The 16,426-nt window shown below is 66.6% G+C and carries 21 protein-coding genes; 20 read left to right on the top strand and 1 reads right to left on the bottom strand.

From position 1 onward, the window contains the following. Positions 1-94: 94 nt before the first annotated feature. From FPV16_RS09930 to FPV16_RS10025, 20 genes are all read left to right on the top strand, one after another. On the top strand, positions 95-1,006 hold the full coding sequence (locus FPV16_RS09930; RefSeq protein ID WP_227438044.1) for a hypothetical protein: 912 nt from the start codon (positions 95-97) through the stop codon (positions 1,004-1,006). Continuing rightward, complete coding sequence (locus FPV16_RS09935) at positions 1,003-1,452, top strand: hypothetical protein (RefSeq protein WP_227438045.1); 450 nt, start codon at positions 1,003-1,005, stop codon at positions 1,450-1,452. The genes FPV16_RS09930 and FPV16_RS09935 overlap by 4 nt, the downstream gene beginning before the upstream one ends. Next, positions 1,449-1,985 carry a hypothetical protein gene (locus FPV16_RS09940; protein WP_227438046.1) on the top strand — a complete coding sequence of 179 codons (537 nt, stop codon included), beginning with the start codon at positions 1,449-1,451 and terminating at the stop codon, positions 1,983-1,985. The genes FPV16_RS09935 and FPV16_RS09940 overlap by 4 nt, the downstream gene beginning before the upstream one ends. After that, positions 1,972-2,250 (top strand): hypothetical protein, encoded by a 279-nt coding sequence (locus FPV16_RS09945; protein ID WP_227438047.1) that lies wholly within the window; start codon positions 1,972-1,974, stop codon positions 2,248-2,250. The genes FPV16_RS09940 and FPV16_RS09945 overlap by 14 nt, the downstream gene beginning before the upstream one ends. Before the next feature lie 3 nt (positions 2,251-2,253). Continuing rightward, complete coding sequence (locus tag FPV16_RS09950; protein WP_227438048.1) at positions 2,254-2,562, top strand: hypothetical protein; 309 nt, start codon at positions 2,254-2,256, stop codon at positions 2,560-2,562. Beyond that, positions 2,559-2,867: a hypothetical protein gene (locus FPV16_RS09955; protein ID WP_227438049.1), complete on the top strand. Its 309-nt coding sequence runs from the start codon at positions 2,559-2,561 to the stop codon at positions 2,865-2,867. The genes FPV16_RS09950 and FPV16_RS09955 overlap by 4 nt, the downstream gene beginning before the upstream one ends. Beyond that, the gene (locus FPV16_RS09960) at positions 2,855-3,184 is read left to right on the top strand and encodes a hypothetical protein (protein ID WP_227438050.1); all 330 of its coding nucleotides are present in this window, start codon (positions 2,855-2,857) and stop codon (positions 3,182-3,184) included. Before FPV16_RS09955 ends, FPV16_RS09960 begins: the two co-directional genes overlap by 13 nt. After that, complete coding sequence (locus tag FPV16_RS09965; protein WP_227438051.1) at positions 3,181-3,549, top strand: hypothetical protein; 369 nt, start codon at positions 3,181-3,183, stop codon at positions 3,547-3,549. Before FPV16_RS09960 ends, FPV16_RS09965 begins: the two co-directional genes overlap by 4 nt. Further along, positions 3,546-4,289, top strand: a complete 744-nt coding sequence (locus FPV16_RS09970) for a hypothetical protein (RefSeq protein ID WP_227438052.1) — start codon at positions 3,546-3,548, stop codon at positions 4,287-4,289. The genes FPV16_RS09965 and FPV16_RS09970 overlap by 4 nt, the downstream gene beginning before the upstream one ends. A gap of 142 nt (positions 4,290-4,431) precedes the next feature. Next, entirely contained in the window at positions 4,432-4,698 is a 267-nt protein-coding gene (locus FPV16_RS09975) for a hypothetical protein (RefSeq protein ID WP_227438053.1), read from the top strand. A 56-nt stretch (positions 4,699-4,754) separates the two neighbouring features. After that, on the top strand, positions 4,755-5,879 hold the full coding sequence (locus tag FPV16_RS09980; protein ID WP_227438054.1) for an integrase: 1,125 nt from the start codon (positions 4,755-4,757) through the stop codon (positions 5,877-5,879). A 222-nt stretch (positions 5,880-6,101) separates the two neighbouring features. Continuing rightward, positions 6,102-6,740, top strand: coding sequence for a ParA family protein (locus FPV16_RS09985; RefSeq protein ID WP_227438055.1), 639 nt, complete (start codon positions 6,102-6,104; stop codon positions 6,738-6,740). Beyond that, positions 6,724-7,029 carry a ribbon-helix-helix domain-containing protein gene (locus tag FPV16_RS09990; RefSeq protein ID WP_227438056.1) on the top strand — a complete coding sequence of 102 codons (306 nt, stop codon included), beginning with the start codon at positions 6,724-6,726 and terminating at the stop codon, positions 7,027-7,029. The genes FPV16_RS09985 and FPV16_RS09990 overlap by 17 nt, the downstream gene beginning before the upstream one ends. Before the next feature lie 394 nt (positions 7,030-7,423). Then, positions 7,424-8,866, top strand: coding sequence for a septal ring lytic transglycosylase RlpA family protein (locus tag FPV16_RS09995; protein WP_227438057.1), 1,443 nt, complete (start codon positions 7,424-7,426; stop codon positions 8,864-8,866). Between the two features lie 194 nt (positions 8,867-9,060). Continuing rightward, positions 9,061-10,302, top strand: coding sequence for a D-alanyl-D-alanine carboxypeptidase family protein (locus FPV16_RS10000; protein ID WP_227438058.1), 1,242 nt, complete (start codon positions 9,061-9,063; stop codon positions 10,300-10,302). Next, complete coding sequence (gene tmk / locus FPV16_RS10005; protein WP_227438059.1) at positions 10,299-10,994, top strand: dTMP kinase; 696 nt, start codon at positions 10,299-10,301, stop codon at positions 10,992-10,994. The genes FPV16_RS10000 and tmk overlap by 4 nt, the downstream gene beginning before the upstream one ends. Then, positions 10,984-12,048 (top strand): DNA polymerase III subunit delta', encoded by a 1,065-nt coding sequence (locus FPV16_RS10010; RefSeq protein WP_227438060.1) that lies wholly within the window; start codon positions 10,984-10,986, stop codon positions 12,046-12,048. Before tmk ends, FPV16_RS10010 begins: the two co-directional genes overlap by 11 nt. 53 nt (positions 12,049-12,101) lie before the next feature. Next, positions 12,102-13,727, top strand: coding sequence for a methionine--tRNA ligase (gene metG / locus FPV16_RS10015; protein ID WP_227438061.1), 1,626 nt, complete (start codon positions 12,102-12,104; stop codon positions 13,725-13,727). Between the two features lie 41 nt (positions 13,728-13,768). Then, entirely contained in the window at positions 13,769-14,566 is a 798-nt protein-coding gene (locus FPV16_RS10020) for a TatD family hydrolase (RefSeq protein ID WP_227438062.1), read from the top strand. 43 nt (positions 14,567-14,609) lie between these two features. Beyond that, on the top strand, positions 14,610-15,413 hold the full coding sequence (locus FPV16_RS10025; protein WP_227438063.1) for an MBL fold metallo-hydrolase: 804 nt from the start codon (positions 14,610-14,612) through the stop codon (positions 15,411-15,413). Positions 15,414-15,520: 107 nt separating this feature from the next. On the opposite strand, the gene FPV16_RS10030 is transcribed toward FPV16_RS10025, so the two are convergent. Next, positions 15,521-16,315: an SGNH/GDSL hydrolase family protein gene (locus FPV16_RS10030; protein WP_227438064.1), complete on the bottom strand. Its 795-nt coding sequence runs from the start codon at positions 16,313-16,315 to the stop codon at positions 15,521-15,523. Between the last annotated feature and the right edge of the window lie 111 nt (positions 16,316-16,426).

Raw genomic sequence — 16,426 nt, forward strand, 5'->3', positions numbered from 1 at the left:
TCGGGCTCGCAATCCCGCGCGCCCGTGATGAAGCGGCCCCCGCCAGTGTGTCCAGCACCGACGAGGGCCTTCCCCGAACCGCACGGTACCAGCCATGAGCCAGGGTAATTCCCTCGATACCACAGTTGCGCCCGCCGATCAGGTGAAGACGCGTGCTCCCGACGATGCTGCGGTGCTCGATGCCGCTGCGACCGAGCTCCTGACGGAGCGGCCCGTCATGGGGCACGCCCCGTGCCCGCTCGATGCACATCCGGACGCCTACGCCCTGCGTATCAACGGAGGTGGCGCCGGCATGTTTGCCCCGCCAGGCAGTGCGATTATCGTCGAGCCAATCCCGCCTGCACCCCGGGATCTCGCCGTTGCCTACTTTAAGAAGGGGGGCACGCCGAGCATCTGGCACGTCGGCGACAGCTTCGCCCCGGAGTTTCTCAATTATCATCCGGATAGCGAGGTCTTCCCCCTCATTGAGTTGTTCGATCCCACCGATGGGCGGCACGGCCATGTGGACTGCTGCTCCATTGAAAAGCTGCACCGGGTCCATAGCGTTCACATCCCGGACGAGGTCCGTCAAAAATTCGGGTTGCCGCCAGACAGCTTGCCCGTTTTCGATGAAACGCCTGAGGGATGCCTTGAGCATCACGTTCGCGACGCCTGCAACTACCCGGTTCTGCGCACGAACGATGTAGCGCTCGTCGATATCAGCAGGACAACGCTGGAACACGGTGCGCTCTGCCTGATCGCATGGGGTAGCAACCGTGAGCGCTGCGGCATTCTGCAGACGAACCTTCGCAAGACAGGTTCTCGCGGCTTGGATCCAGTGTGGTGGGCCGATCCCGTCAACCGACCGCGTGGCCCCGGCATGCTCGAACGGCGGCAGAAGCCTGGCGGCATGCTGTATGCGAGCGACGGTCCCTACACCCCTGAACATCTGCAGCCGAAGATCATCGGCACAGTCATTGGTATCAGGAGCATGGAGCGGCGCGTTGCCCTTGGAGGCGCAGCATGATCGCCGCCATCGCTCCCTCCGACTTCACCATTCGGATCAGCCGCACCGAAGAAATCCGGATCGGCGACATCAAGACCGCCGGACAGGCACGTCTGCTTCTCGTCGAGGTTCAAATTGCGATCTCGAAGCTCGAGCGCGATCTGGCTGACAGCGTCTGCCTGACAGCATCCGCGCGAGCTTGGAGGCGACGGGCAGAAGATGCGCTGAAGGCAAAGCGTGCGTCCCAGCGCCGCCTGCAGGTGCTCGCTGCATCGCTCGACCGTGAGGAGCGGCGACAGGCGAACGCAACCGTCGCTGACGTCGAGGTCGGCAACGCCCACGCCCGGCGGAAGGCATTCGTCGCCATCGTGACTGAGCGGTTTCCGGCGAGCGTCGTGGAAGACGTTTGGCAGGAGGTTCACCGCCGCTGCCCGATCTCAGCAGAGACGGGGAGGATTGAGGCATGATCCCCGCCGTCATCGTTCCCCGGCTGGCGAAGCTCCTGCCGATGTTGTCCAGCGACAAGGACCAGGAGGCGCTGGCCGCCCTGCGCATGATCGCCAAGACGCTCAGCACCGTCGGCGCCGACTTCCACGATCTCACGGCGACGATCGTCAAGGGTAAGGTCGTGAACGCGCCCCTGCGGAAGGCCGGCGACTACAACTATGCCGACGCCTACCGGCAGGCGGAGACGGACGGCCGCGACACGCGACATCCCCGGCAAGCCAGCGTGCGCTTCGGGCTCGCCATCTGGCACCCCGATCAGGTCATCCCGTGGTGGGAGATCGCCCGCCACTGCATCGCTGAGAACAAGGCTCTGCCGAAACGGAACGGCGGCAAGTTCCTGCGGCCGGACCAGATCCGCACCCTGGAGCAGATCGCAGGGCAAGTGTTCTGGCCGACCAATGAACTTGCCACTTGGATGGAAACCATCGTCGCCCGGCTCCACCAGGCTCGCGACCATGCCAAGCGCGAAAGGCCCGACCATGCGCATCCCTGAAATCCGCGTGCAGATGCGGGCCGTCGCTGCCGAGATCTCGGATCCAGTCCTTCGGGAAATGATCCTTGTGTGGGTACGCGAGCTGTATCGTCGGCCGGCAGTACGAATGACCGTGCCGCGCAACCGCCCCATGACGCCTGAACTGGCTGCGGCCATTGAGCAGCACGCGGCCGCTCATCCGAACGAGGGCTATCACGCGATGTCCCTACGCTTTTCCGTAGGGGTCGGCCGGGTCTCTGAAGTCTTAGCCGGGCGGAGGGTCTGAACTATGAAGGCACCCGAGAAGCCTCCATATGGCTCACCCTGCAACGGTTGCGGCTACTGCTGCGCCGCCGTGCCGTGCGGGATCGCCATTGAGTACATCCCCGATCACTCGAGTGAGGGGCCGTGCCAGGCGATGGAATTCGCCGACGGCCGGTTCTTCTGCGGGATGATCCGTCGACCGGGCCACTATATGGGCCTGCTGAACGATTGGGCCGACGAATTTCTAGGCCCCATGATCGCCCAGGCGCTCGGCGCCGGCCGTGGCTGCGATGCCGACGATGGCGTCCTCGATATCGTGGAGATGGCGTCATGAGCGCCGACCCCGTCTTCGCGGCTATCCGCGCCGTCAATCTCGCGCGGATCGCCCACACCCAGGCGCTCGCTGGCCTCGACGAGAAAAACGAGGCCGCTGTCTGTCGGGCCAATGAAGCCTGCGATCGGCACGGACAGGCCTCAATGGATCTCATCCAGCTCCGCCCCACGACCTGGGACGGGTTCTGCGAGCTCGTCAATCACTACGCGGAGGAAGCGCCGATCTATGGATACGGCAACGACTTCCTCTACCACCTTCGCGACATCGTCGAGGGCAGCGGGAGGGTCGACGGATGTCCGATCTGAGCCCGGCCGCACCCCGACCGACGGTCGCGGAGGTGGTTTCCGCTCACCGCGCCGCATGGGACGCCTTCCAGATTGCGCCCCATGAGGATGTCGACCTGGATGCCGCTTACGAGGCGCAGGGCGACATGCAGGCCGCCCTCGACGAAGTTCTCATCACGCCGTGCGCGAACCGCACCGATGCGCTGGCTCTACGCTTTCACCTGCAATGGTGGCTCGGGGAAGAGGCCGAACTGGCAGCCGACTATCAGCCGAAATACGCCATCGCCGAGGCCCGCGTGGCGGAACTCGACATGCTCCTGAACGGAGGCGTTCCATGATGGTGCCGACCCTCGACGACGTCCGCGCCGCGTGGATGCGACTGCCGGCAAGCCAACGCGACGAGATCGGCCTGCTCGCGGTCGACCTTGTCTTTCAGGGATACCTCTACGGCGATCTGGTCCCCGAAAAGGATCAGGTCCTGCCGGACCAGGACACTCGCGATGCGGCCGGCGACCGCGAGAACGATCGCCTCAACGAGATCCATCGCACCGTCACAGCCGCGCTGCCCGACCTGTTCGGGCCGGACGGGGAACACCCCCTTTGGGCCTCCTACGCGCAAGAGCGCCGACCAGTGGCTGATGTTCTTCCTTTATGGCCTGATGCCCAGCTCAAACAGGTGATCGTTGAAGGAAGCGAACAATGACGAACACGCGAAACCACGCCATTTCCGCTATTGATCGGAATGGAAGGGCTCACTCAACAAACGAAATGAAAGTTGTTTTTCGAAAATTGTATCATATAAATATAGATGCCATATCGCTAATGTTTCCAGACATGACGTTGAAGGCAATTCATCGTCGCGCCGAAAGTTATAGAATTTCTGGTAAATACATTAAATTTACGGGCAATGATTTGGAATTGATGCGTCGCCTGTGGCCAAATTATGCAGCAATTTGCGAGGAGTTAGGCCGACCAAAATGGCAAGTGATGAAGAGATGCTATAAATTAGGACTTTCTCTACCTGACTCGGCGACATGGTCGGAAGATGATTTAGCAATCCTTCGCCAAGGCAAAACTCCAATTGGCCGAACTTATAAAGCCGCGAGCTCAAAGCGGATGAAACTGGGAATTACTCTCGGAAACATACGCAGCATGCAGGCGATTGAGCCAGATACTTTGATTAAAGAGATCGGCGAGCACGTGCATGAAGGTAACCGCCCTCATATCCGTGAAGAGATAATTTACAGCGTCTATCGTGAATGCCTCGAAGGGCGATGCGGCGCTTCGCCGGCTGCGCTAGCCAAGGCAGCAGCCAAGGCTAGGACTGCCGTTTACAAACTGCATCCCGAACGTGGGGCGCCGGTCAGCATGGACGCCAAGCTCTTCGATGATGGCAGCGCCACTGTAGGCGATCGGATCTCGTCCGACACCTTCCACTTCTAGCACCGTTCGCGTCGATGACCGGCTCACCGTCAGGCAGAGCCCAGCCAACAACGGTGGCTCTTCAGACCATCGGCGCGAATACCTCTTCCCTCCAATAGGTTCAGCTATGCCTAGAGGCCGCATCACATTCGATCAGCTCCCCTTGTTCGCGAGCGACCGCGAGATTGCCGAGGCGGTAGTCGGCCGGGACGCTGAAAAGGTCGAGCGGCTGCTGCTGAGCCTGCCCAAGCTCGAAGCCTGCGGGTTCCCGAAGCGAACGCCCGATGGGCGCTACACCCCAGCGGTACGAGATTTTTACGACCGCGTTCATCGTGCCCGTCTGTCCGAGACGGCCCCGGCGCCGCGACAACCCCAGGAGGACGGACAATGGAAGCCGGAGAAGAAGGGCAGGGCGCTGCACCGGGTCTAAAATGGCGACCGCGACGAGGAGGGCGAACGCCCTACTGGATCGCGCGAGCTGACATCGTGGCAGCAGGCTACAGCCCGAAGAGCGTGAACCTGCAGGCCTATGCTGCCGACCACGAGACGCTAGCCGCGAAGTGCCGGGCGCTGCAGGCCGACATGCTGACGTGGTTTGGCGGGTATCGCGCCGATCCCACAATCTTCGACGGCACCATCGCCGGAGCGTTATGGATCTACGAAACGCACCAAGATAGCCCGTTCCATGATCTGAAGCCCGGCTCGCGGCGACCCTACGCAACGTATCTGCGTCTTCTGTTGCCGCACATCGGAGGGCATCATGTCAGCGCCGTTACCGCGCTCGACGTGAAGCGATGGCACGCCGTATGGTCGAAGGGAGGTAAGCACCCAGCCGCAGGCTCAATGGCGCTCGCAGTGCTCAAAACTGCGCTGACGTTCTGCATCGTCGCCGGCCATCGCCAGTGTCGACAATTGCGCGACGACATTAGCGAGCTTCGGGTTTCCGGGCCGAGACCGCGGAAGGCATTCGCGACGGCCGATCAGGTCGTGGCCGCGCGGCGGGCAGCGCATGCGATGGGGAGGCCGTCCGGCGCCTTATGCTACGCTGTCCAATTCGAGACGACCCTTCGTCTCTGGGACGTGGCAGGGCAGTGGTTCCCGCTCAATGCCTCGGTGATGAGCACCGTGCTCGATGGCAACACGAAATGGGCCGGGCTGGAATGGCGCCATATCGATGAGAACCTCGTCCTCCGCATCAAACCGAGCAAGACCGAAGGCACGACAGACGCCGAGATTGCGGTCGATCTGAAGCTCTGCCCGATGGTCCTGGAGGAGATAGCCCATATCCACGAGGATTGCCGGCACGGCCCCATGATCGTCCACGAGCGGCACCGCCGACCATACCGAGCCCGTGAACTAACTGAGCTATGGAAAATCGTCCGGAGGAGGGCAGGGCTGCCGACCAGTCTCTGGTGCCGAGACCTGCGCGCGAGCGCCATCACGGAAGCCAGGGACAACGGCGCCTTGACCGACGATGCGAGCAAGGTCGCGGGGCACTCGAAGCCTCGGATCACCGCTGCGGTCTACGATCGATCCAGCCTTGAAGCTCACCGTCGCTTTGCCGTTGCGCGCGTCGCGAAACGGGGCGGGAACGACGTGGGGAACGAGTAGGAACGACCTGACGGCATCTCATGGGGTTAGCTCGTTTGCGTCTTAACCACTGGTTAACCATGGCGGGCCAAAACCGGGATCAGGGCATCCTGGTGTCACGGGACGACGGCTGCGAGCCCGACCGGTGACGATCCGAGGCAGGGACTTCGATCGGCTTTTGGGCCGAAGGATTGTCCCGGCACGGCAGGACGCGACATCTCAGGACGCGAGAAGGGCTCCCGTATGAAAGCCATCACCTTCGTCACCCAGAAGGGGGGGAGTGGGAAAAGCACATTGTGCATCTCACTGGCCGTCGCGGCGCAGGAGCGCGGCCTGTCGGTCTGCATCCTCGAAATGGATCGTCAGGCGACGATCAGCGACTGGCTCGACCACCGCACGGTGGATGGCCCGGAAGTCGCGCAGATCGATGCGTCACAGATCGAGGCCGTCATGGCCCAGCTCCGCGAATCCTCCTACGATTACGTCTTCATCGATACGCCGGGCGTGGATTCCACCGGCACGCTCTCGGCGATCCGCGCGGCCGATCTCTGCATCATCCCCTGCCGCCCCACCCCGGCCGACCTGCGCGCGTTCAAGCCGACCCTGGCCGCGGTCTACCGCCTGGAGAAGAAGTTCGCCTTCGTGCTGAACCAGACCCCGCCGCGCTCCTACCGGATCCGCGACGCGGCCGACGGCCTTGCCGTGCTGGGCATCCTGCCGGACGTGAACATCGTCGCGCGCACCGATCACCAGGACGCGATCGGCGTCGGTCAGGGCGTCACCGAATTCAACCCCAAGGGTCAGGCTGCCGGCGAAGTGCGCAGGCTGTGGACGTGGATCGAGAAGCGGATGCAGGTCGTCAAGCATGCCAAAGCCGCCTAGGCCGAGCCTCGCTTCCATCGTCGCGGGAACCGTTCCCCCGGCCAGAAGCGCCGACATCGTCCAGCTCGATACGGGCCACGTACCCGTCCGCAAGACCCCGAGCACCCTGAAGGAACGCGCCCGACAGATGTCGGTCTATCTGGAGCCGCCGGTCTACGACCAGCTCCGCGATCTCGCCCATACCGAGCGCACCAAGATGCACGCGCTCATGCTCGAAGCCCTCGACCTCCTGTTCAAACAGCGGGGGACCATGCCGATCGAGCGGCTGAACGAGACGAATCAGCGCTGACGCCCCTCTCCTGTCGATATCGATCATCGACAGGAGAAAATCATGCCCAGGCAGAGGCTTGCACCTGAACTCTCACGTGCCGCATCCGCCCGCGATATCGCTTCCCGATGGGTCGGGACGATGGATCCAGAGCACGATATCCACATCCTCTGAACCGTAATTTCTTTCGATGACGCAAGCCGATAGGGCTTTTCCCTCATTTAACAGATGAGCCATGGGCAGCGGATCGGGCTCCCATCCGCAGCGTTCAGGTTTCCTTTACGTCAACCCGACAATTGTCTGTGCAATCGAAGCCCGTTCTGTCGGGGCGGCCTTCGATGGCCGGACCGGATCGCTCTTCCGTTCCTCGGCCCTGTATGGCGTTTCGAGAGCGTAGAGTGCTGGGCGGTTCGGTATGGCGCGTTCGACAAAGGCCGGATCGGCTCCAACGGCGGGCGTACCGCTGCTGCGCCTCCTCGCCGTGTCCGTGGTGGCACTGACCACCGCGAATTGCGCGCAGAACACCCAGAAACTCGCCGGCCCGACAGGTTCCTCTGGATCGTCCTACGATCCGAAATACGGCGTGAAGGCCAGTCCGCGCCTCTACAGTGAGGGCGACACCATTCCGAAGGGCGGCGGCCGCCGCTTCTCGGGAAAGCCCTACGTGGTGGCGGGCCGCACCTACGTGCCCCGCGACGATGCCAGGGGCTATGTCCGCGATGGCCTGGCATCCTGGTACGGCAGCGCGTTCCACGGCCGGATGACGGCCAATGGAGAGGTGTTCGACCGCCATTCCATCGCGGCCGCCCACCCGACCCTGCCGCTGCCGAGCTACGTCCGGGTGACCAATCTCGCCAACCGCCACTCGATGATCGTGCGCGTCAACGATCGCGGCCCCTACCACGCCAACCGCCTCATGGACGTGTCGGAGGAGGTGGCCCAGGCCCTGGAATTCCATCGTAGCGGCACCGCCAAGGTGCGGGTGGAGTATGTCGGCAAGGCCTCCACCGCCGGCAGCGACGACCGCAAGCTGATGGCGACCCTGCGCACCGATGGCGCACCCGCCCGCGTCGGTGGCGGCTCGCCGGTGATGATGGCCGATCTCGGACCCGATGCCGAGCCGGAGCGTCTGTCGCGCCCGCAACGCCCCGCCTTGGCCTTCAAGCCTGCGGCCGACGAAGACGATGCCGCTCCCGCGCCGCGTCCCGTTCGGCCCGCGCCGGTCCTGGTGGCGGGCGGCTCCAGCGTCGCTGTGCCCGCGGCCCTGCAGCCCACCGCGTCCCGGTCGCACGGGTTCCGGCCGACCATGCCGGATCGCCCGGCACCCGCTAGCCAGGTTCCCGCCATGCAGATGGCCCATGCCGGGCCGAAGACGAAGGGTTCCGTACCGCCGCCACCGGCACCGACGCGCCTTGCCTCGAGCGCCGGCCCCGCCCATGCCCAGGTATCGAAGCACGGCGCCCCGTCGCCCAAGGAGGCGAAGACGCTCCAGGCCAAGCTGGGCACCACCACGCCGAAGACGCAACTCGCCCAGTCGCCAGTCCCGGCGGCAGCGCTGCGGATGGCCGCTGCTTCAGCCCCTGCACGCGGCCCCGTCGTGAAGACGGCGAGCGCCACGACCCCGGCACGCTCAGCGACCGGCCATGCCGCAGTGGCGAACCTGCGCCCGGCTCCACTGCCCACGGGCCCGGTGGGAACGGCCAAGGCCAGCATCGCCAAGCTCTCCGTGCCTCCAGCCGGCTCCCAGCCCGCCGGCGCGCAGGCCGGTCGCGGCAAGTCGTCCGGCCCGGCGGTCGCCACCGCCGCAGCGGCAAAGCCCGCCCAGGCGCGCCGCTCGCGCATCGCCGAGGTGAACTGATCGCGGGGGTGGAGACCGGTGCCGGTGTCCCAACAAATCTCACGGCCCCGCGGCGTCATGTCGTCCACCGCGCTGCGATATCATCGCCAAAGTTGCGTTCGATTTCGCCGGGAATCCCCTGTACCATCTCGCACGGGCGAGAACGGACCGGGCTCTTCAGCCAAGCCTCGGGGCCGATGGGCATGAGGCGAACGATGCGCGCGACGACGAACCGGATGAATCTGGCCGCTGGCTTACGGGCCGGACTGGCCGGCCTGAGCCTGTCGGCGATCGGCTGGTTCGCCGCCATCCCCGCCCTCGCCCAGAGCTTCCAGACGGCCGCCCCCCACGCCATCCTGATCGATGCGGATTCCGGCTCCGTGCTGTTCGAGAAGGCAGCCGACGAGCCGTTCTCGCCGGCTAGCATGGCCAAGCTGATGACCACGGAGATCGTGTTCAACGAGATCCGGCAGGGCCGGCTCAGCATGGACAGCGAATTCCAGATCACCGAGGACGCCTGGCGCCGGGGCGGCGCCGGAGGAGGCGGCTCCTCGATGTTCGCCCAGCTCAACAGCCGCATCAAGCTGTCGGACCTGCTCCGCGGCCTGATCGTGCAATCGGGCAATGACGCGGCCATCGCCATCGGTGAGGGCATCGCCGGCTCGGAAGAGAATTTCGGTCGGATGATGACCGCGCGGGCCAAGGAAATCGGCCTGACGCGCTCCACCTTCCGCAACGCCACCGGCTATTCCGCGCCGGACCAGAAAGTCACCGCGCGCGATCTCGCCAAGCTGGCGATCCACCTGATCGACACCTATCCCGACCTCTACAAGATCTTCGCCGAGCGCGAGTTCACCTGGAACAAGATCAAGCAGCAGAACCGCAATCCGCTTCTCACCCTCGATATCGGCGCCGACGGGCTCAAGACCGGCTATCTCGAGGAATCGGGCTACGGCCTCACCGGCTCGGCGGTGCAGAACGGCCAGCGCCTCATCATGGTGGTGAGCGGCCTCAAGACGGCGCGCGACCGAGCCGCCGAATCGCGCAAGCTGGTGGAATGGGGTTTTCGCGCCTTTGAGCCGCGCCAGATCTTCGCCAGCGGCGAGACCGTGGCCGATGCCTCCGTCTTCGGCGGGGCGCAGGGCAGCGTTCCCCTGGTGGCCAAGAAGCCGGTCCGCGTGCTCCTGCCCCGGGGCAATGGCGACCGCATCAGCGCCCGCGTCGTCTATCAGGGTCCGCTGACCGCGCCGGTTGAGCAGGGACGGGAGGTGGGCCGCCTGCGCATCACCCGTGGCGACACCCAGGCCCTCGACCTGCCGGTCTATGCCGGGGAGGACGTGCCGGCCGGCACGATTCCGCAGCGCGCCCTCGACGGGGCCTGGGAGGTCGGAACCGGCCTGTTCCGGCGCGCCTTCGACAAGGTTGGCGCGAGTGACAAGGACGGCGCCAAATCGTGACCGGCCGAAGCCGCAGGCAGGGCGGAGCGTTCATCACCTTCGAAGGGGGGGAGGGGGCCGGGAAATCGACCCAGATCGGCCGGCTCGCGGCGCGCCTGCGCGGCGCGTCCTCCGTTCCAGTGTTGACGACGCGGGAGCCCGGCGGCTCGGCCAAGGCCGAGGCGATCCGTGAGGCGCTGCTGGCCGGCACAGTGAAGCAGCACGGCCCCTTCGCCGAGGCGCTGCTGTTCTCCGCCGCTCGCATCGACCATCTCGACACGCTGATCCGCCCGGCCCTCGCCCGCGGCGAGACCGTGCTGTGCGACCGATTCTCGGATTCGACCCGTGCCTATCAGGGGGCGGCGGGCGGTCTCGACCCCGCCCTGCTCTCGACCCTGGAGCGGGTCGTCGTCGGGGACATGACGCCCGATCTCACCCTGATCCTCGACCTCGACCCCGGCACCGGCCTCGCCAGGGCGAAGGCCCGTGCCGGGGAGGGGGAGGCTGCCGACCGGTTCGAGGCGGAGGCACTCGGCTTCCACACCCGCCTGCGGCAGGCGTTCCTCGCCATCGCGGCGGCAGAACCGGAGCGCTGCGTCGTCATCGATGCCGGACTCTCCCCCGATGCGGTGGAGGCGGCGATCGCCGCCACCCTCGCCGCCCGCCTGCCCAGCCTTCTCTCCGGCCCGGAGGCCGCCGACGATGCGGCCTGAACGTGCGCCCGAGGACGTCGAGCCCGGCGATCTCGCCGACATCCCCCGCCCGCGCGAGCAGGCCGGTCTCGTCGGCCATGCGGAGGCGGAGGCCGCCTTCATCGAGGGGATCGCCTCTGGCCGCCTGCACCATGCCTGGCTCATCGGCGGGCCGCGCGGCATCGGCAAGGCGACCCTGGCCTATCGCGTGGCGCGCTGGCTCATCGCCAACCCTCGCCCCGGCCACGTCCCGGACACCCTGGCCGTCGATCCCTCACATCCGGCGGCCCGGCAGGTGGCGGCCCTGTCGCATCCCAATCTCGTGGCCCTGCGTCGAACCCGGCCGCACAATGCCAAGACGCTCGCGACCAAGATCTCGGTGGATGCCGCCCGCCACGCCCTCGACCTGTTCGGCTCGACGGCGGGCAATGACGGCTATCGCATCTGCATCGTCGACAGCGCCGAGGATCTCAACGCCAACAGCGCCAATGCCCTGCTCAAGATGGTGGAGGAGCCCCCGCCCCGCTGCCTGTTCCTCATCGTCAGCCACGCGCCGGGCCGGCTGCTGCCGACGATCCGCTCGCGCTGCCGCGCCCTCAACCTGCGTCCCCTGGGGGAGGGGGAGGTGGCCCGGGTGCTGGAGAGCTTCCCTCCCCCCTTCGTGCGGCCCGACCCGGAGGCCCTGGCCCGTGCCGCCGCTCTCTCCGAGGGCTCGGTGGCGCAGGGCTTCGCCATGCTCGACCCGGCGACGTCCGGTCTCGTCGGCGAGATGGAGACCCTGCTGTCGCGTCTCGACCATCCCGACTGGCGCCGTATCCTGGCGCTCGCCGAGAAGCTCTCGGGCCGCGACGCGGACGAGCATTTCGCCGCGAGCCTCGACACGGTGTTCCGCTTCGTCTCGTCGGAACTGGACCGCCGCAGCCACGAGCCGCCGGCTCGCCTTGCGGCCCTGGTGGAGGTGTGTGACAAGATCGCCCGCGCCGCCCGGGAGGCCGCGACCTACAATCTCGACAGGCGGCCGCTGATCCTCTCGCTGTTCGGCGACCTCGCGGGGGCCGTGCGCGCCGGGACATGAGCAGGCTCGTCCTGTGATCCGATGAACCGCGTATCCGAGGGTATTTCGACGCGATGGCCAACGAATCAGGGCCCAGCCCATCCATTGCCGAGACTTCCGGTTCCGACAACGAGACTTTCAGCTCCGAAAACAAGACCTTCGGCATCAGCACGGCGATCTCCTATCCCAACGGCGCGCCGCATATCGGCCACGCCTACGAGGTGATCGCCACGGACGCGATCGCGCGGTTCAAGCGCCTCGACGGTTACGACGTGCTGTTCTCCACCGGCACCGACGAGCACGGGCTCAAGATCCAGCAGACCGCGTCCAGGGCCGGCATCGGCCCGAAGGCCCTGGTCGACGACATGGCCGCGCGCTTCAAGGCCATGGCCGAGGCGCTGAACTGCAGCCACGACCGCTTCATCCGCACCACGGAGCCGGACCATTACCTCGCCGCCCAGGAACTCTGGCGGCGCATGGAGGCCAACGGCGACATCTACCTGTCGAAATACGCCGGCTGGTACTCGGTGCGCGACGAGGCCTATTACAACGAGGACGAGACCGAGACCGCCCCCGACGGGACGCGCCGCGCGCGGGAGACCGGCACGGCCGTGACCTGGATGGAGGAGGAGAACTTCCTGTTCCGCCTCTCCGCCTATCAGGATCGGCTGCTCGCCCTCTACGAGGCACAGCCCGACTTCATCGGCCCCGAGACCCGGCGCAACGAGGTGGCGAGCTTCGTCCGCTCCGGCCTCAAGGACCTCTCCGTCAGCCGCACCAATTTCGATTGGGGCGTGCCGGTGCCGGGGCACTCGGACCACGTCATGTATGTGTGGGTCGATGCCCTCACCAACTATCTCACGGTGACGGGCTTCCCCGACGAGGCCGACGCCCGCAAAAAATTCTGGCCGATGGACCTGCACGTCATCGGCAAGGACATCGTGCGCTTCCACGCGGTGTACTGGCCGGCCTTCCTGATGTCGGCGGGTCTGCCGCTGCCGAAGCGCGTCTTCGGCCACGGCTTCCTGCTCTCCAAGGGCGAGAAGATGTCGAAGTCGCTCGGCAACGTCGTCGATCCGATGGACCTCATCGCGACCTACGGGGTCGATGCTCTGCGCCAGTTCGTCCTGCGCGAGGTGCCGTTCGGCGGCGACGGCAATTACAGCCACGAGGCCATCATCACCCGCTACACGGCGGACCTCTCCAACGGGCTCGGCAACCTCGCCCAGCGCTCGCTCTCGATGATCGCGAAGAATTGCGGCGGCCTCGTCCCGGAGCACGGCGAGTTCACGGAGGACGACCGGGCACTCCTGGCGCAGGCGGACGCCCTGCCGGGCTCCGTGCGGGTGGCGATGGACAAGCTCGCCCTCCACACGGCGCTCGCCGACATCTGGGCCGTGGTGACGGCCTCGGACCGCTATTTCGATGCGCAGAAGCCCTGGGTGCTGCGCAAGACCGACCCTTCCCGCATGGCCGCCTCCCTCTACGTGGTGGCCGAGACCCTGCGCGCCATCGGCATCCTGGTGCAACCCTTCATGCCGGGTTCGGGCGCGAAGCTCCTCGACCTGCTGGCCGTGCCCGCCGACAGGCGGCAGCTTGCCGATATCGGGGAGGGGGGCCGGCTGGTGCCGGGCACCGCGCTCCCCGCGCCGAGCGGGCTGTTCCCGCGCTTCGTCGAGCCGGAGCCTCCCGCCACCTGAGGCGGGGTCCGCAGCGTCCACACCAATCCTGAGCTTTGTCCATGCTGGTCGACAGCCACTGCCATCTCGATTTCCCGAACTTCGCCGAGGATCTTCCCGGCGTGATCGCCCGCGCCGAGGCGGCGGGCGTCACGGGGATGCTCACGATCTCGACGCGGGTCGCCAAGGCCCGGGTCTACGAAGCCCTGTCCGAGGCTCATCCGCAGATCTGGCACACCGTAGGGACCCATCCGAACGGGGCAGGGGACGAGCCCGACGTGCCCACGGAGGACATCGTCGCCCTCACCCGTCATCCGCGCTGTGTCGGGATCGGCGAGGCGGGGCTCGACTACCATTACGAGGACGCCGCCCCGGAAGCGGTGCAGGAGCGGGTGTTCCGCCGGCATATCGCGGCCGCCCGCGAGACCGGCCTCCCCCTCGTCATCCATGCCCGCGATGCCGACGACCACATGGAATCGGTGCTCGTCGACGAGATGAAGCGCGGGGCCTTCAAGGCAGTGCTGCACTGCTTCTCCTCGGGCCGGCGCCTGGCGGAAATCGGGATCGAACTCGGCTTGTTCGTCTCGTTCTCGGGCATCGTCACCTTCCGGCGCTCGCACGATCTGCGCGATATCGCGCTGGCCGTCCCCCGCGACCGCATCCTGGTGGAGACCGACGCGCCGTTCCTGGCGCCTGAGCCGCATCGCGGGCGCAGCAACGAGCCGGCCTATACCGCCGACACCGCCCGCTCCCTGGCCAAGACCCTGGACATGGAGTTCGAGGCCTTCGCGAGCCTGACGACGGCCAATTTCCACCGCCTGTTCGACAAGGCGACCCCATCCGGCGGCCGGCGGGCGTGACAGGCGCCCGCGCGCTCCGATACCAACGGACCGGGAGGTGCGGATGGGTTCTCTGACGCTGACGATCCTCGGCTGCGGCTCGTCCGGCGGCGTTCCCCGCGTGGGCTACGGCTGGGGCGCCTGCGACCCGGCCGATGCCAGGAACCGGCGGCGGCGCTGCTCGATCCTCGTGGAGCGGCGCGGGGAGGCGGGCGCCACCAGCCTCCTCGTGGACACCTCGCCCGATCTGCGCGAGCAATTGCTGTCGGCGGGGGTGAGCCGCCTCGACGCGGTGCTCTACACCCATGCCCATGCCGACCACACCCACGGCATCGACGATGTGCGGCCCCTGGTGATCCACATGCACCGGCGCATCCCGGTCTATGCCGATGCCGAGACGCGGGCCCTGCTCACGATGCGCTTCGGCTATTGCTTCGAGACGCCACCCGGCAGCGCCTACCCGCCGATCCTCGACATGAACGATCTCGTGGCGGGCGAGCCGGTGACGATCCCGGGTGAGGGCGGTACGATCGAGGCGGTGGCCTTCGGCATGGAGCACGGCGCCGAATCCGCCCACGGCTTCCGCTTCGGGCCAGCGGCCTACGCGCCCGACGTGAGCCTGATGCCGGAGGCAGCCAAGGCGCGTCTCCACGGCCTCGATCTCCTCATCATCGATGCCCTGCGCGACACCCCTCACCCGACCCATTACTCGGTCTCGGATGCGCTCGCGCTGATCGAGGAGGTGCGCCCGCGCCGCGCGATTCTCACCAACCTCCACACCGATCTCGACTACGCGACCCTGGCCGCCAAGCTGCCGCCGGGCGTGGTGCCGGCCTATGACGGGCTGTCGGTGAGCGTGGATCTCTGACGCATCGTCCCGAAGACCGGGAAGCGGGTTTCGAACAAGAGCCGGTGCGACGCCGGTCTCTTGACGGGGAGGGCGGCCCGCGAGCCCCCGCCCCCAAAGAGCCGTCTTCAGTTGTTGCGCAGGGGATCGGCCGGAATGAGGCCGGCATTGACCAGGATCTGCGCCGTGGCGGCCTCCGCGAGGCGGTCGTAGCCCGCATCGGTCATGTGCAGCCCGTCGGGCCCGATCATCTGGTTGAGCGACAGCAATCCGCTGGCGGCCCAGGTCCGCATCAAGGCGTTGCGCCGGATCACCGGCACGTCGAGCTCAAGGGCGAGGGCGTGGAGCGCCTCGCCATAGCGCTCGGCGCCGTTGGTGGTGCTCAGGCGACGGCACCATTGCTGGTCCATCAGGATCACGTCGGAGCCGGCGGCGCGCATTGCCGTGATGCCCTGGCGCGTGAGCTCGGTGAAGCGTTCCACCGTGACACCGGTCATCGGGTCGTTGCTGCCGGTCTGCCAGATCACGAGGTCGGGCCGCGCGGTGAGCACGTCGCGGTCGAGGCGCCGGGCCATGGCCTCGGCATCGTCACCGCCCTTGCCCCGGTTGAGCACCGTCACCGTGGAGTGCTTCGCGCCGGCGTTGTCCAGGCGTCGCTGCAGGTCGTCCTGGAGCTGGGCCGGGTAGGCGGCGGAAGGCGAGGAGGCGCCCGACCCTTCCGTGGACGAAGAGCCGAAGGCGACGATGCGGATGTCCGACCCCGTCTTCACCAGGGACGCCACATGGGAGAGCTTGGCCATCGCCCGCGCGGGGATCGCGGGCTTCATCAGCACCGGATCCGCCCATGCCGGCCCGCCGAGGCCGAGGGCCGCGAGGGCTAGGCCGAGAATCGGGGCGGCGCAGGGCTTCAGCAAGGTCAGCATCGTATCCGCTTCGAATGGACCGGATCGCGCGGTTATCGGGACCGCTTCCGCGTCGGGATGACGTAGACACGTGGTTTGAGATCGGATTGTGACGATCGCCCCCGAAACTGG

This window comes from Methylobacterium sp. W2 (genome assembly GCF_020662345.1).
GTDB lineage: Bacteria > Pseudomonadota > Alphaproteobacteria > Rhizobiales > Beijerinckiaceae > Methylobacterium.

Bases quoted from the DNA above. Each gene is read 5' to 3' on its own strand.
- FPV16_RS09930 (WP_227438044.1), top strand. From the start codon at position 95: ATGAGCCAGGGTAATTCCCTCGATACCACAGTTGCGCCCGCCGATCAG.
- FPV16_RS09935 (WP_227438045.1), top strand. From the start codon at position 1,003: ATGATCGCCGCCATCGCTCCCTCCGACTTCACCATTCGGATCAGCCGC.
- FPV16_RS09940 (WP_227438046.1), top strand. From the start codon at position 1,449: ATGATCCCCGCCGTCATCGTTCCCCGGCTGGCGAAGCTCCTGCCGATG.
- FPV16_RS09945 (WP_227438047.1), top strand. From the start codon at position 1,972: ATGCGCATCCCTGAAATCCGCGTGCAGATGCGGGCCGTCGCTGCCGAG.
- FPV16_RS09950 (WP_227438048.1), top strand. From the start codon at position 2,254: ATGAAGGCACCCGAGAAGCCTCCATATGGCTCACCCTGCAACGGTTGC.
- FPV16_RS09955 (WP_227438049.1), top strand. From the start codon at position 2,559: ATGAGCGCCGACCCCGTCTTCGCGGCTATCCGCGCCGTCAATCTCGCG.
- FPV16_RS09960 (WP_227438050.1), top strand. From the start codon at position 2,855: ATGTCCGATCTGAGCCCGGCCGCACCCCGACCGACGGTCGCGGAGGTG.
- FPV16_RS09965 (WP_227438051.1), top strand. From the start codon at position 3,181: ATGATGGTGCCGACCCTCGACGACGTCCGCGCCGCGTGGATGCGACTG.
- FPV16_RS09970 (WP_227438052.1), top strand. From the start codon at position 3,546: ATGACGAACACGCGAAACCACGCCATTTCCGCTATTGATCGGAATGGA.
- FPV16_RS09985 (WP_227438055.1), top strand. From the start codon at position 6,102: ATGAAAGCCATCACCTTCGTCACCCAGAAGGGGGGGAGTGGGAAAAGC.
- FPV16_RS09990 (WP_227438056.1), top strand. From the start codon at position 6,724: ATGCCAAAGCCGCCTAGGCCGAGCCTCGCTTCCATCGTCGCGGGAACC.
- FPV16_RS09995 (WP_227438057.1), top strand. From the start codon at position 7,424: ATGGCGCGTTCGACAAAGGCCGGATCGGCTCCAACGGCGGGCGTACCG.
- FPV16_RS10000 (WP_227438058.1), top strand. From the start codon at position 9,061: ATGCGCGCGACGACGAACCGGATGAATCTGGCCGCTGGCTTACGGGCC.
- FPV16_RS10010 (WP_227438060.1), top strand. From the start codon at position 10,984: ATGCGGCCTGAACGTGCGCCCGAGGACGTCGAGCCCGGCGATCTCGCC.
- metG (WP_227438061.1), top strand. From the start codon at position 12,102: ATGGCCAACGAATCAGGGCCCAGCCCATCCATTGCCGAGACTTCCGGT.
- FPV16_RS10020 (WP_227438062.1), top strand. From the start codon at position 13,769: ATGCTGGTCGACAGCCACTGCCATCTCGATTTCCCGAACTTCGCCGAG.
- FPV16_RS10025 (WP_227438063.1), top strand. From the start codon at position 14,610: ATGGGTTCTCTGACGCTGACGATCCTCGGCTGCGGCTCGTCCGGCGGC.
- FPV16_RS10030 (WP_227438064.1), bottom strand. From the start codon at position 16,315: ATGCTGACCTTGCTGAAGCCCTGCGCCGCCCCGATTCTCGGCCTAGCC.